Source organism: Rufibacter sp. LB8, assembly GCF_014876185.1.
GTDB lineage: Bacteria > Bacteroidota > Bacteroidia > Cytophagales > Hymenobacteraceae > Nibribacter.
The window spans coordinates 2863017-2876863 of record NZ_JADALJ010000001.1 but is presented as its reverse complement, the minus strand read 5'-3'; the positions used below and the strand labels follow the sequence as shown (position 1 = coordinate 2876863).

Sequence of the window (13847 nt, the reverse complement as noted above, 5' to 3'; positions counted from 1 at the left end):
TTGGATTCAAACGGAACACCTTGTACCTTGCAACTGTTTATAAAGAGTCTAAATAAAAACAGGGAGCAAGTGCAGAAAAAGCTGAGGAGTGTGCGGGACTTGAAAATTGGCGAGAGCGGCATCATTGCGTCTCTGCTGGACCCTGAAATGTCTCTGAAACTCCTGGAAATGGGCTGCATACCCGGCGAGAAGGTCAAACTCAACAGCCGCGCCCCCTTGGGGGACCCCATCACCATCATTGTGAACGATTACACCCTTTCCCTGCGTTTAGACGAAGCTGCCACTATTCTGTTAAAGGGGTAATCTATGTCTGAAGTTCTTTCGCCCGCGCCCGTTTCTGCCTCGCATACCGCGGCAGCCAATAAAGTGTCTAAGATTGCCCTAATCGGGAACCCTAACTCTGGTAAATCCTCGCTCTTCAATCATCTTACGGGTTTGAATCAGAAGGTGGGCAACTTCCCGGGCGTGACGGTAGACAAGAAAACCGGCATCACGCAGCTGACCTCGGGCCTGAAAGCGCAGGTGATTGACTTGCCCGGCACCTACAGCCTCTACCCTAAATCCCTGGACGAAAAGGTTATCATTGACCTGCTCCACGATAAAAAATCTTCGTCTTACCCAGATGTATTGGTCATTACCGCCGATGCCTCTAATCTCAAGCGCAACCTGCTGCTATTTACCCAGTTGGTAGACCTCAAGATTCCGGCGGTTTTGGCCCTGAACATGCTGGATGTAGCCGAAAAGCACGGCGTGAAGATTGACATTCAGCAGTTGCAGCAAGACCTGGGCATTCCTATTGTGCCGGTGAACGCCCGCACGGGCAGCGGCCTGGCGGCGCTCAAAATTTTATTGTCGCAGCCGCTGGAGACCACCACTCCTGAGTTTTTCCAGATTCCGGACGAACTGTTTGTGATGGTGCGCCAGATACGCTACTACTTTGAGCTGAGCAACGATTACCTGGCCTGGCACTACGCCCACCAATACCACAAACTTTCTTTTTTGTCAGACGATGACAAAGAATACATAGCTGACCTGGTCAAGAAATACAACTTCCAGTCAAATGCCCTGCAGGCCGCCGAGACCATTGAACGCTACAACAGCATCAATGAAGTGCTCCTGGACTCCATGCGCGTGACCAAGGCCGAAAACAACGAGCAGTTCAGCAACAAACTAGACCAGGTGCTCACGCACAAAGTCTTCGGGTACCTGATTTTCTTTGCCGTGCTGTTTTTGATGTTTCAGGCCATTTTTGCCTGGGCCAGTTACCCCATGGACTTGATTGACACCGGTGTGGCCACGCTCAACGCCTACATTCATACGCTGGCTGACGGCCCTTTAATAGACTTGCTCACCGAAGGCGTGCTCGCCGGTTTGGGCGGCGTGCTGATCTTCATTCCGCAGATTGCCATTTTGTTTGCCTTCATCGCCGTGCTGGAAGAAACCGGTTACATGGCCCGCGTCACGTTTTTGATGGACAAAATCATGCGCAAGTTCGGGCTGAACGGCAAAAGCGTGGTGCCCTTGATTTCGGGCGTGGCCTGTGCGGTACCGGCTATTATGGCCACCCGCACCATTGACAACTGGAAAGACCGCATGATCACCATCTTCGTGACCCCGCTGATGAGTTGTTCGGCGCGTCTGCCCATTTACACGGTCATGATTGCGCTGGTGGTGCCGGAGCAATATTTCCTGGGCTTTCTGAGTCTGCAGGGCTTGGTGTTGATGGGCCTGTATTTGATTGGGTTTCTGGCGGCTATTTTCTCGGCGGCCTTGCTCAAACTAGTGCTCAAAACCAAAGAGCGCAGCTACTTCATCATGGAGTTCCCTACCTACAAAATGCCGCGCTGGAAAAACGTGGGGCTTACCATTGTAGAGAAAGTGAAGGCCTTTGTGTTCCAGGCCGGTAAAGTGATTCTGGCTATTTCGGTGATTCTGTGGGTGCTTTCTTCCTACGGCCCGGGCAATTCTCTGGAACTAGCCGAGCAGCGTGCCACGCAGGAATTGACCACTCTCAACTTAGCGGAAGAGGATGCCGAAGCGCACGTGGCCGGTCAGAAACTGGAGGCGTCCTACGCCGGGCGTTTCGGGAAATTCATTGAGCCTGCCATCCGGCCCTTGGGCTATGACTGGAAAATCGGCATCGCGTTGTTGACCTCTTTCGCGGCCCGCGAAGTCTTTGTCGGCACCATCTCCACCATCTACAGCGTAGGCGACTCAGAGAATATCTCCACCGTAAAAGAAAAACTCCTGGCTGAGAAAGACGAATTCGGTCAGCCCTTCTTCACGCCCGCCCGCGCCTATTCATTATTGATTTTCTACGTCTTCGCCATGCAATGCATGAGCACCATTGCCGTGGTCTACCGCGAAACCAAAGGCTGGAAATGGCCCATCCTGCAGTTGATTTACATGACTGGTCTGGCGTATGTGTCAGCGTTTGTGGTATTCAGGTTGTTCTCTTAACCAATTTCCGTTTTCGGGCTCGTTTCTGGAAATAGGGGCAAAAACGGAAATTGGCATAGACGCTCGTAGTAGCTGCGCACGCTACGAGGTCTTTTGAGCAACAGCAGTCGGTTCCTCAACCGTAGAGACAAAGCAGTGCCTGGTCTCTACACCCGGCACGCAGATTTTCCAGTTTCACCTCCATTTCAAATCCGGAGCCCGAAAACGCAATTGGCGCAGACCTCACAGGTTTCCAAAACCTGTGAGGTCTTTCATGATAGACTGCCTACCAACTAGCACCTTTTCCAGGCTTTCCATCGAGCGCCTAAGCAGGTTCCGTCACCGGCAGGCGGGTGGCGAAGGCGCCAGGAAGCTGGTACAGCGCGAGAGGGGAAGGCTGGGCCTCGCGGCCGTGAGCGCTCGGAGCCCGACTATGGAAAGAGCCGTCTTGTGAAACTCAGGATGAAACGGCGGTTTGGAAGGGAGGCAAACTGCGTGCACAATGGCTGGTTGAAACGCAGTTCGCCGTTGTTGGTGATAACACCAAAAACGGCGAAGGAAACTGCTTGTACACCTCTGAAAGTCAAGAAAAGGAAAGCAATAATCTTCGTTAGATCCTTCGACAGGCCCAGGATGACCTTGAAATATAAACATCTCCCTTCGTTCCTTTCAAAGGGGGAATCTGCAGTTGATAAGTATTCTTTCAGTTTCACCACTTATAAACAAGCAGCAACCAACAATTATCAATTTTTTCGTTTTTGGGCTCATTTCCCAAAACGAAGCCAAAAACACACCGCCCTCCAAAAAAATCCTCCAAAAATTTTTCTGTAAAAAGAACACGTAACGTACTTAATAGGCGGTTGCTTGTGTTTCAGTTGATTTATTTGTACATTTGTGCGATTAAATGGAAGGAGAGGGGACGAGAGAGTCCCCCTTTTTATTTGTTAGCAAGCGCACGAATGGCCTTAGACCAGAGAAAAATAGAAGACTTTGCCCAAGAAGCACTGCCCGAGCCAGACTTGTTCATTGTGAGCGTGCATGTGTCTGACACGCCGGTTAGGCCCAAAGTGACCATCTTAGCCGACGGCGACCAGGGCATCACCATTCAGCAGTGCGCCAAGATCAGCCGCCGGGTCTCTAAGCAGATTGAGGAAACGTACGGCGAGGAACTGGAGTATTCCATTGAAGTGTCATCGCCGGGCGTGGATTATCCTTTGACAGAAGCCCGGCAGTTCGCTAAAAACGTGGGCCGCAACATCAAAATAACCTTGGCCGGCGGCGTAGAAAAAGTAGGCGTGCTGCAGGAAGTAGAAATAGACGGAATTTTATTTGCCGAAGAAGTAAAAGTGAAACACAAAGTGTCTTTGCAGGAGCCCGTAAAGGTGCCGTACCTAGACATTGTGAAAGCGCAGATTGTAATCTCTTTTAAATAAGACAAGACATGGATAGCTCAATATTGATCGAATCGTTTGCGGAGTTCGCGAAGTTCAAGAACATTGACCGCCCTACCATGATGCGGATCTTGGAGGACGTGTTCCGTACCATGATCCGGAAGAAGTGGGGCACAGACGAGAATTTCGACATCATCCTGAACGTGGAGAAAGGCGATTTGGAGATTTGGCGTAACCGCGAAATTGTAGACGATAACTCAGAAGATATCTGGGACACTGATAAGATTCCATTCTCAGAGGCCATCAAGATTGAGCCTGACTTTGAAGTTGGCGAGGAAGTGTCTGAGCTGATTAAGCTGGAAGACTTCGGCCGTAGAGCCGTGTTGACCGCGCGCCAGACCTTAATCCAGCGCGTGAAAGATCTGGAGAAAGACTTGCTGTACCAGAAATACAAAGACCAGGTAGGCGAAATCATTTCCGGTGAAGTGTACCAGGTGTGGAACCGCGAGGTGCTGATTCTGGATTCTGAGGACAACGAGCTGTTAATCCCTAAAGGCGAGCAGATCCCCAAAGACCGTTACCGCAAAGGTGACGTGGTGCGGGCGGTGGTGCAGCGCGTGGAAATCATCAACGGTACGCCAAAGATTATTCTTTCCCGTACTTCTCCACAGTTCCTGGAGCGTCTGTTTGAAAATGAGGTGCCTGAGATCTTTGACGGCTTAATCACTATCAAAAAGATTGTGCGGGAGCCCGGCGAGCGCGCCAAAGTGGCCGTAGAATCGTATGATGACCGTATTGACCCGGTGGGTGCCTGTGTGGGCATGAAAGGTTCGCGTATCCATACCATTGTTAGGGAGTTGGAGAACGAGAACATTGACGTGATCAACTACACAGACAACATGGAGCTGTACATTCAGCGGGCCTTGAGCCCAGCTAAGATTGGCAGCATCAAGATCAACGAAGAAACCGGTCGCGTGTCTGTATTCCTGAAGCCAGACCAAGTGTCATTGGCCATTGGAAAAGGCGGTCAGAACATCAAACTCGCCAGTAAACTGGTTGGTTTGGAAATAGACGTATTCAGAGAAACCGAAGGGTTTGAGGAGGACATTGACCTGGAAGAATTCTCAGATGAGATTGAGGCCTGGGTGATTGACGAGCTCAAGCGCATTGGCCTGGACACCGGACGCAGCGTGCTGGCCGTGACCAAAGAAGATTTAGTGCGCAGAACAGAACTAGAGGAAGAGACGGTAGAAGACCTGCTCAAAATCATTCGTTCTGAATTTGAATCAGAGGCAGAAACAGAATCTGAGTCTGAGCCAGAAGAGAACAACAACTAGTGGTACGCTTCAGCTACCGGGTTATTTAATCTGCCAGAAGGATGGGCGCCGTTACGGCCTATTTTTCGGGGAACAGGTTAAAAACGCGTCGTCGTCAAGGCCAACCCATCCTTTTTTAATGAGTAGAGTATCTAACACAATAGTATTATAACAGCATATTTGAACATGTCAGAAGAAAGATCGATGAGGCTTAAACAGGTAGCCACCACCTTGAACATCAGTACTTCCACCGTGGTGGAGTTCCTGGAGAAAAAGGGAGTGGATGTCGAGAATAAACCTACTTCAAAAATTACCCCGGAGCAGTTCAATATGCTGTCGAAAGAATTTGCTTCCTCTATGCAGGCCAAGGCCGAGGCGGCAGATTTGAATCTCCCCGGTAAGAAACCAGCCGAGGCCGAGCGCCCAGAGCCTAAAAAGGCCCAGGACCCAGAGCCCGAGATGCTCATCAAGTCTAACCAGGTGAGAACCCAGCAGCCCGAAGCGCCCAAACCAGCGGCTCCGGCACCTTCGGCACCAGCCCCTGCAGCCGCCCCAGTGTCTGGCGCATCATTGCCAGGTATTAAGGTGTTAGGCAAGATAGAGTTAGATGCCAAAGGCAGACCCGTTCCGGCTAAACCGGCCCCGGCTCCAGCACCTGCGGCAGAAAAACCAGCTACACCTGCCCCAGCGGCGCCTGCCAAACCAGCAGAAGCGCCGGCCGCAGAAAAACCTGCTCCAGAGGCAGTTCCCACACCACCGGCAGCCCCGGTGGCAGAAAAGCCAGCTGCCGCGCCAGCAACACCTGCCCCAAAAGCCCCAGAAGCACCCGTTGCGCCTGAAGCTCCAAAGGCACCCGCTCCGGTGGCTGAGGCACCAAAAGCTGCGGCCCCGGCCCCAGCCCCGGAGGCTCCTAAAGCTGCTGCTCCAGCAGCACCGGTAGAAGCCCCTAAAGCGCCTGCGGCTCCTGTAGCACCAGCCGCGCCGGCTGCCCCGGTGACAGAAACGCCTTCGGCGCCAGAAGAACCCCAGGAAACCATTAAAGCTCAGGCAGACCAGCTGAAAGGCTTGACCGTGTTGGGTAAGATTGAATTGCCGGTGAGCGGTGGTAGAGGCAAAGGCGGTAAGCCCGTGGCTTCTTCTGACGAGCGCCGCAGAGGCAACCAACCCGGCACCCCGGGACAACCTGGGCAACCAGGCCAGGGCGGCGACAAAAAGAAACGCAAGCGCATTGAAGTTCCTAAAACCGGACCAGGCGGAACACCAGCCCCACAAGGCCACCGCGCCGGTGACAGAGCTACCAGCACCCGTCCGTTAGGAACAGGTCAGGCGGCCAACCGCCAAGGCGGTGTGGGCGGACCAGGCAGACCAGGCGGCGGCTACCAAGGCAACCGTCCGGGTGGCCCAGGTGCTCGTCCGGGTGGACCGGGCCAACGCCCTGGCGCTCCGGGAGCCCCACGCGCTGAATTAACCGACAAGGAAATTCAGGATCAGATCAAGGCCACGTTGGCCCGTTTGAGCGGTGGCAAAGGCGGAAACCAAGGAAACCGTTCCAAATATAGAAGAGAGAAACGTTCGGCTGTGGCAGATGCTGCTGATGAGCGCAGAATGCAGGAGCAAGCAGAGTCTAAAACGCTGAAAGTAACCGAGTTCGTGTCTGCCAATGACTTGGCGGCGCTCATGGATGTGAGCGTGAACGAAGTGATCAAGACCTGTATGAACTTGGGTATGTTCGTATCCATCAACCAGCGTCTAGATGCCGAGGCCATTACCATCATTGCAGATGAATTTGGCTATGACATTCAATTCGCCTCTGCCGAGGAAGAAGAAAATACAGGCATTGAGGAAGTAGATGCTGAAGAGGATCTATTGCCACGCGCTCCAATTGTGACCATCATGGGTCACGTGGATCATGGTAAAACCTCTTTGCTGGATTATATCAGAAGAACCAAGGTAACGGCCGGTGAGGCGGGTGGTATCACCCAGCACATTGGCGCCTACCAGGTAACTACTGAAGCGGGCAAAGAAATCACGTTCCTGGATACACCGGGTCACGAGGCCTTTACCGCCATGCGTGCCCGTGGTGCCAAAGTAACAGACGTTGTTATTATTGTAGTAGCAGCTGATGATAACGTGATGCCACAAACCAAGGAAGCCATCAACCACGCGCAAGCGGCCGGGTCTCCTATTGTGATTGCCATTAACAAGATTGACAAGCCAACCGCCAACCCAGACAAGATTCGTGAGGAACTTGCCCAGTTGAACGTTTTGGTGGAAGAATGGGGAGGTAAATATCAAAGCCAGGAAATATCCGCTAAGACCGGACAAGGCATTGATGAACTCCTTGACAAAGTATTGCTGGAGGCCGAACTCCTTGAACTGAAAGCCAACCCAGACCGCCGTGCCGTGGGTACTGTGATTGAAGCTGCCTTAGATAAAGGTAGAGGTTACGTAGCCACCGTTCTTGTTCAAACTGGTACATTGAAAATTGGTGACATTCTGGTAGCGGGATCCCACTACGGTAGAGTGAAAGCCATGACCGATGAACTGGGCAAGCGCCATAAAAACGCCGGACCATCTATGCCAATTCAGGTGTTGGGTATTGACGGCGCGCCGCAGGCCGGTGACAAGTTTGTGGTCATGGAAACCGAGCGTGAAGCCCGTGACATTGCCGTAAACCGCCAGCAGTTGCAGCGTGAGCAGAGCATGCGTACCAAGAAACACATCACCCTTGATGAAATCGGTCGTCGTTTGGCCATCGGTACATTTAAGGAGTTGAACGTGATTGTACGCGGTGACGTGGATGGTTCTGTGGAGGCACTTTCTGACTCATTACTGAAGCTTTCTACCGAAGAGGTGCAGGTGAACATCCTGAGCAAAGGCGTGGGTCAGATTTCAGAATCAGATGTATTGCTGGCTTCGGCCTCTGATGCGATCATCATTGGTTTCCAGGTGAGACCGTCTGTGAATGCCCGTAAACTGGCCGAGCAGGAAGAGATTGACATCAGGTTGTACTCTATCATCTACAACGCCATCAATGAGTTGAAAGACGCCATGGAAGGTATGTTGGCACCAACGGTGAAAGAGGAAGTAACCGCCAACGTAGAAGTTCGTGAGGTGTTCAAAATCACCAAGGTGGGTACCATTGCCGGCTGTATGGTCACAGATGGGGTCATCACCCGTAACTCTAAGATCAGAATTGTACGTGATGGTATTGTGGTGCACTCCGGTGAGATCCTGGCCCTCAAGCGTTTCAAAGACGATGCGTCTGAGGTACGGACCGGCTACGAGTGCGGTATCAGCATCAAGAACTTCAATGATCTGGTGCAAGGTGACGTGATTGAAGCCTACGAAGAGAAAGAAATCAAGCGTACGCTGTAATCAGCTGATCTAGAATTCTAGTGAAAGAGAAGCCCCGCCTGCAAAGAGCGGGGCTTTTTGTTTTGCTGGTTATTTGGGTTTAGCAAGAGAAAGGTTTGGCTTCTAGTGTTTAGCAAAAGCACAAGTTCTGTTTTTGAGCTCGTTTTTAGGGATGAGGTCGAAAACGGATTATTAGCAGACTTAATAGGTCTTTTTATTGACTACGACTACTGGCACAGACGCTCGCAGGTCTTGCAGACGCTACGAGGTCTTTTGAGTTAGTGATATTGGTATGCACGCGTAAAGGTATTCAGAAGAAGAAAGCAACGCATGGGAGATAAGGCGGTGCCGTTGTCTCTATAGGAAATAAAAAAGCATCAGTGCAGTTTTTCGTTCTCTGTGATTGTAGAGACAATGACTTGTTTTTAGCGGTTGAAGTGGCGAAAAGCCTTGGCTCAAAAGACCTCGTAGCGTCTGCAAGACCTGCGAGCGTCTGTGCCAATTGCTTCCTCCTAAAAAGGAGGAAAACCCAGGGCCAGACAATTTCTATTTTTGGGCGCATTTCCAGAAATGAGCCCAAAAATAGAAACCTGAGCCCATAAAAAAGCCTTTCCCGCATTCATACAGGAAAGGCTTTTTCAAGAAAAACTATAACTCGTTAAAAGAACAGGAACTTACGGTTTCGTTTCTTGAGGCCCGCTTGGTAGAGCCTGCCGTTGGGGTTTTCCTGGTCAATTACTTTCTTAGACTTCTTCTGCTTGGTCTTTTTGGCCTTTACCTTGTTTTGGTACGTGCCGGCGGCAAAACCGCCTTTGCCGGTTTCATACTGGTTTTTAGGCAAAGAATATTTGGGGCCGGTGTATCCGCCGCCGTTGGCCTGCGCCTTAGCAATGGCCGACTGGCGGTCCAGCAAAAGCTTGCGGTCTGCGTTACCCGCAGAGGCGCGGCCGCGGGCAACGCCATCGGGGCCTTTTCGCTTGACTTCCTTTTTAGACTTCTTGGGGTTGGAGAATTGCGCGGCCACGGGCGCGGTGCCGGCAAAGAAAAGCAGAACCGTCAAGGCTGCTACTAAAGTTCTGAAAAAATGTGTCATAAATGAATAGACCACAAAGGGTTAGCGGTATGCCTCTTAACTTTAAATAGCGCGCGGCAGTTCCTGATTTCTGTGAAGTAACGTAATTTTTAGCCAGGTTAGATGTCGGTTTCAGAGAAAAATGAGCAGATTTCGGCAATATTTTGCAAGTTGTTGGAAAGGGAATATTTTGTTTTGTTTTCTTTATATTTGCGCCTTTCTGTTTAGATTTTCCTTACCCTTAGAAAATACCCATGGCCCAATACAACAACCTGTTGCTGGAGAACAAAGAAGGGATTTTGTTTATCACCATCAACCGGCCTAGCAAGATGAACGCGCTCAACATTGAGACTGTGAAGGAGATCAATGCCGCCATGCAAGACGTGTATGATGACACAGACGTGCGCGGCATTATCTTGACGGGCTCTGGTGAGAAAGCCTTTGTGGCCGGCGCAGACATAGCGGAGATAGCCGAACTGAATGAAGTGAACGGGCGCAGGTTTTCTGAACGTGGCCAAGAGGTTTTCGCCATGATTGAAGAGTGCCCCAAGCCGGTGATTGCCGCCGTGAACGGTTTTGCGCTGGGCGGCGGTTGTGAATTGTCTATGGCCTGCCACATACGCGTGGCCTCTGAGAATGCCCGCTTCGGGCAGCCCGAAGTAAACTTAGGCTTGGTTCCCGGCTACGGCGGCACGCAGCGCCTTACGCAGTTGGTGGGCAAAGGCAAAGCCATGGAACTAATGATGACCGGTGACCTGATTTCGGCGGCTGAGGCCAAGGAGATCGGCTTGGTGAACCACGTTACCTCTGCAGAGGACCTGATGCCGAAGTGTCTGGAAATCATGCGCAAGATTGTCGCCAAGGCGCCCATTGCCGTGGGCATGATTGTGGACTGCGTGAACGCTTGGTATGACAAAGAGGAGCACGGCTACCAGACCGAGGCCAACTCGTTTAGCCGCTGCTGCGGGTCTGAGGACTTCAAAGAAGGCACCAGCGCCTTTTTAGAGAAACGCAAACCCGAATTCAAAGGAGAATAAAGCCAGCATTACGTCGTTTACAAGAATACTAAATCCCGTTTTCGGCTTCATTTTCAGAAATGAGCCTGAAAACGGGATTATCGTTACAAGCCCTTTATCACGTGCATATTCCTTTTAAGAATTCCCTGCTATGAGCCTCGCCAAGAAACTGATGGGCCAGACGGCGGCCTACGGGCTGAGCAGCATTGTGGGCCGGGCGCTCAATTACCTGCTGGTGCCGGTCTATACCAGCGTGTTCGCGCCCGAGGAATACGCGGTGGTGACCAAACTCTACGCCTTTGTCGCCTTCCTGAACATTGTGTACACCTACGGCATGGAAACGGCATTTTTCCGCTTCGCCAACAAAGAGGGCGCTGACCAGCTGGATTTGTACCACAAAGTGCAGAGCATGGTTTTGACCTCCAGTCTGTTACTTACGGCGGCGTTTATCATTGGCGCACAACCCATCGCCGAAAGTCTTGGTTATCCGGGGCAGGAGAAATACATTATCTGGCTGGCCATCACCATGGGCGTAGATGCGTTGGTAGCCATTCCGTTTGCGCGGCTGCGCTTGCAGAACAAGGCCATTCAATTTGCCACCATCAGGCTCACCAATATTCTGTTGGTTATTGGTGGTAACCTGTTCTTTTTGGTGTTCTGCCGGCACGTCTACCAAGGCGATTATTTTACGCTTCTGCAGCCGTTCGTCAGAACTATTTATAATCCTGAGCTGGGCGTGGGTTATATTTTTGCGGTGAACATGGTGGCCAACCTGCTGTTTATTCCCTTGCTCTGGCGACAGCTCGCTGATTTCAGGTTCAAGCTTGATTTTGGTTTCCTGTGGCCAATGCTCGTGTACGCCTTTCCCATCTTATTTATGGGCTTGGCCGGTGCCACCAACGAAATGTTGTCTAGGTTAATGCTGGAAGATTGGCTCCCAGAGAATTTCTATCCCGGCACCAGCAATGAAGCAGCGTTGGGAATCTTTGGCGCGAACTACAAGCTAGCGATTATGATGAGTCTGATTATTCAGGCCTTCCGGTATGCGGCTGAGCCGTTTTTCTTCTCGCAGGCGCAGGACAAGAACTCGCCCAACACGTTTGCGGTGGTCATGCGCTGGTTCGTGATTTTCTGCGCCTTGGTGTATCTGGGCATCAGTGTGAACCTAGACATTTTCCAGTATTTCCTGGGCCGTGAAAGCTACCGTACGGGCATGGAAGTAGTGCCGGTGCTGCTGCTGGCCTATTTGTTCAACGGCGTCTATTACAACCTCACCGTCTGGTTCAAGCTCACCGATAAAACTTTTTACGGCACGTACATCACCATTTTTGGCGCGATTGTTACGGTGGCCGCTAATTACCTGCTGATTCCAGTGCTGGGCTACATGGGCAGCGCGATTGCGGCCTTGCTCTGTTATGTGGCCATGGCGGCGGTGTGTTATGCGCTGGGTCAGAAGTATTTCCCGGTGCCGTATCCGTTGAAAGCTATTTTTGGGTATTTGCTGCTGGCTTCGGCGCTGATTTGGGTGGGTTATACCTGGGATTTGGAGAATTTCTGGCTTCGGCAGGTGTACCACTTCGCACTTTGCGGCGTGTTTTTAGCGGTGGTTTGGGTGGTAGAAAAGCCCAGGAAGCTGCTGTTCAACAGATAATTGTTATCTTAGCTGTCTATGACCTCAAGAGTGAACATTAAAGTAATCAACAGTGGCAGGCACGCCTTGCCAGAATATGCCACCGAGCATTCGGCCGGGTTGGACTTGCGTGCCAATTTAGAAGGAGCCTTGACCTTGAAACCATTGCAACGCGCGTTGGTGCCCACCGGCCTCAGCATTGAGCTGCCCGAAGGCCACGAAGCCCAGATCAGGCCCCGCAGCGGCCTTGCCTACAAGCACGGCATCTCTATTGTGAATAGCCCCGGCACCATTGACGCCGATTATAGAGGTGAAATCAAGGTATTGTTGGTCAACCTCTCAGACACAGACTTCGTTGTAGAAGACGGGGAACGCATTGCCCAGATGGTGGTGGCCAAATATGAACGGGTAGCCTGGCAAGAAGCCGCGGAACTCTCTGAGACAGAGCGCGGTTTTGGTGGCTACGGCAGCACTGGCAAAAAATAAGATTTCCGTTTTTGGCTTCGTTTTCAGAAATGAGCCCAAAAATAGCGTTTGAACTATATCTAAATTCCCGTCTGTCCGTAGGTAGGCGGTACGTATTATCACTTATACCTAAGATTTACTATGAGAATTATTGTACCAATGGCCGGCATGGGAAAGCGCATGCGTCCCCACACCCTCACGGTTCCTAAACCCCTTATTCCTATTGCCGGCAAGCCCATTGTGCAGCGTCTGGTAGAAGATATTGCTAAAGTGTGCAACGAGCCCATTGAGGAAGTAGCCTTTATCATCGGGCGTTTCGGGAAAGAGGTAGAGGCCAAGCTGATGAAGATTGCTGAGTCTGTTGGTGCCGTTGGTTCTATCCATTACCAAGACGAGCCCCTGGGCACGGCCCACGCCATCCTGTGCGCCCAGAGCGCTTTGAAAGGCAACGTGGTGGTGGCGTTTGCTGATACCTTGTTCAAAGCCGATTTTAAATTAGATACGTCCGCCGAAGGCACTATTTGGGTGCAGCGCGTAGAAGACCCGCGTCCGTTTGGCGTGGTGAAACTGAACGAGAAAGGCCAGATTACTGATTTTGTGGAGAAGCCGCAGGAGTTTGTATCTGACATGGCCATCATAGGTATCTACTACTTCAAAGACGGCGAGTACCTGCGCAGTGAGTTGCAGTATTTGCTGGACAATGACATTAAAGACAAAGGCGAGTTCCAGTTGACCAACGCGCTGGAGAACATGAAGAACAAAGGCTCTGTGTTCATACCGGGCCCAATTTCTGAGTGGCTGGACTGCGGCAACAAAGACGCTACCGTGTATACCAACCAACGCTATCTGGAGTACATCAAAGACGAAGAAGGCTTGGTTTCTTCTTCGGCCACGGTGACCAATTCAGTGATTATTCCGCCGGTGTATTTGGGTGAAAACGTGGTGTTGAACAATTCAGTGGTAGGTCCGCACGTTTCTATTGGGAACAACACGCAGGTGAGCGGTTCTGTGCTGAGCAACAGCATTGTGCAGGAGAGCAGTACTATTAAAAACGCGCTGATCAGTAATTCCATGGTAGGCAATTCGGCAGTCTTTGAAGGCACGCCGTCTGACCTGAGCCTAGGCGATTACAACGTGCTGCGCGGCTAGAAATGGACTAAA

Annotated in this window: 10 protein-coding genes; 9 read left to right on the top strand and 1 reads right to left on the bottom strand. The window is 51.4% G+C overall.

What is annotated here, in order from left to right; genetic code table 11:
* Positions 1-81 precede the first annotated feature (81 nt).
* The 5 genes from IMY23_RS12140 to infB all read left to right on the top strand — a co-directional run bounded on the left by IMY23_RS12140 (position 82) and on the right by infB (position 8524).
* Positions 82-303: a FeoA family protein gene (locus tag IMY23_RS12140; RefSeq protein WP_225986844.1), complete on the top strand. Its 222-nt coding sequence runs from the start codon at positions 82-84 to the stop codon at positions 301-303.
* A gap of 3 nt (positions 304-306) precedes the next feature.
* Positions 307-2460, top strand: a complete 2154-nt coding sequence (gene feoB / locus IMY23_RS12135) for a ferrous iron transport protein B (RefSeq protein WP_192822344.1) — start codon at positions 307-309, stop codon at positions 2458-2460.
* Positions 2461-3398: 938 nt separating this feature from the next.
* Positions 3399-3872, top strand: coding sequence for a ribosome maturation factor RimP (gene rimP / locus IMY23_RS12130; RefSeq protein WP_192822343.1), 474 nt, complete (start codon positions 3399-3401; stop codon positions 3870-3872).
* A gap of 8 nt (positions 3873-3880) precedes the next feature.
* A complete protein-coding gene (nusA, locus tag IMY23_RS12125; RefSeq protein ID WP_192822342.1) occupies positions 3881-5167 on the top strand; it encodes a transcription termination factor NusA in 1287 nt (428 codons plus the stop codon).
* A gap of 165 nt (positions 5168-5332) precedes the next feature.
* Positions 5333-8524, top strand: coding sequence for a translation initiation factor IF-2 (gene infB / locus IMY23_RS12120; protein ID WP_192822341.1), 3192 nt, complete (start codon positions 5333-5335; stop codon positions 8522-8524).
* A 637-nt stretch (positions 8525-9161) separates the two neighbouring features.
* On the opposite strand, the gene IMY23_RS12115 is transcribed toward infB, so the two are convergent.
* Positions 9162-9596 (bottom strand): hypothetical protein, encoded by a 435-nt coding sequence (locus IMY23_RS12115; RefSeq protein WP_192822340.1) that lies wholly within the window; start codon positions 9594-9596, stop codon positions 9162-9164.
* Between the two features lie 233 nt (positions 9597-9829).
* On the opposite strand from IMY23_RS12115, the gene IMY23_RS12110 reads away from it, so the two are divergent.
* The 4 genes from IMY23_RS12110 to IMY23_RS12095 all read left to right on the top strand — a co-directional run bounded on the left by IMY23_RS12110 (position 9830) and on the right by IMY23_RS12095 (position 13835).
* The gene (locus IMY23_RS12110) at positions 9830-10612 is read left to right on the top strand and encodes an enoyl-CoA hydratase/isomerase family protein (protein WP_192822339.1); all 783 of its coding nucleotides are present in this window, start codon (positions 9830-9832) and stop codon (positions 10610-10612) included.
* Positions 10613-10742: 130 nt separating this feature from the next.
* Entirely contained in the window at positions 10743-12242 is a 1500-nt protein-coding gene (locus IMY23_RS12105; protein ID WP_192822338.1) for a lipopolysaccharide biosynthesis protein, read from the top strand.
* A gap of 18 nt (positions 12243-12260) precedes the next feature.
* Positions 12261-12707 (top strand): dUTP diphosphatase, encoded by a 447-nt coding sequence (gene dut, locus IMY23_RS12100; protein ID WP_225986491.1) that lies wholly within the window; start codon positions 12261-12263, stop codon positions 12705-12707.
* Between the two features lie 120 nt (positions 12708-12827).
* Positions 12828-13835 (top strand): sugar phosphate nucleotidyltransferase, encoded by a 1008-nt coding sequence (locus tag IMY23_RS12095; protein ID WP_192822337.1) that lies wholly within the window; start codon positions 12828-12830, stop codon positions 13833-13835.
* Positions 13836-13847 lie beyond the last annotated feature (12 nt).

Coding starts and splice junctions, on each gene's coding strand:
- feoB (WP_192822344.1), top strand. CDS start 307: ATGTCTGAAGTTCTTTCGCCCGCGCCCGTTTCTGCCTCGCATACCGCG.
- rimP (WP_192822343.1), top strand. CDS start 3,399: ATGGCCTTAGACCAGAGAAAAATAGAAGACTTTGCCCAAGAAGCACTG.
- nusA (WP_192822342.1), top strand. CDS start 3,881: ATGGATAGCTCAATATTGATCGAATCGTTTGCGGAGTTCGCGAAGTTC.
- infB (WP_192822341.1), top strand. CDS start 5,333: ATGTCAGAAGAAAGATCGATGAGGCTTAAACAGGTAGCCACCACCTTG.
- IMY23_RS12115 (WP_192822340.1), bottom strand. CDS start 9,596: ATGACACATTTTTTCAGAACTTTAGTAGCAGCCTTGACGGTTCTGCTT.
- IMY23_RS12110 (WP_192822339.1), top strand. CDS start 9,830: ATGGCCCAATACAACAACCTGTTGCTGGAGAACAAAGAAGGGATTTTG.
- IMY23_RS12105 (WP_192822338.1), top strand. CDS start 10,743: ATGAGCCTCGCCAAGAAACTGATGGGCCAGACGGCGGCCTACGGGCTG.
- dut (WP_225986491.1), top strand. CDS start 12,261: ATGACCTCAAGAGTGAACATTAAAGTAATCAACAGTGGCAGGCACGCC.
- IMY23_RS12095 (WP_192822337.1), top strand. CDS start 12,828: ATGAGAATTATTGTACCAATGGCCGGCATGGGAAAGCGCATGCGTCCC.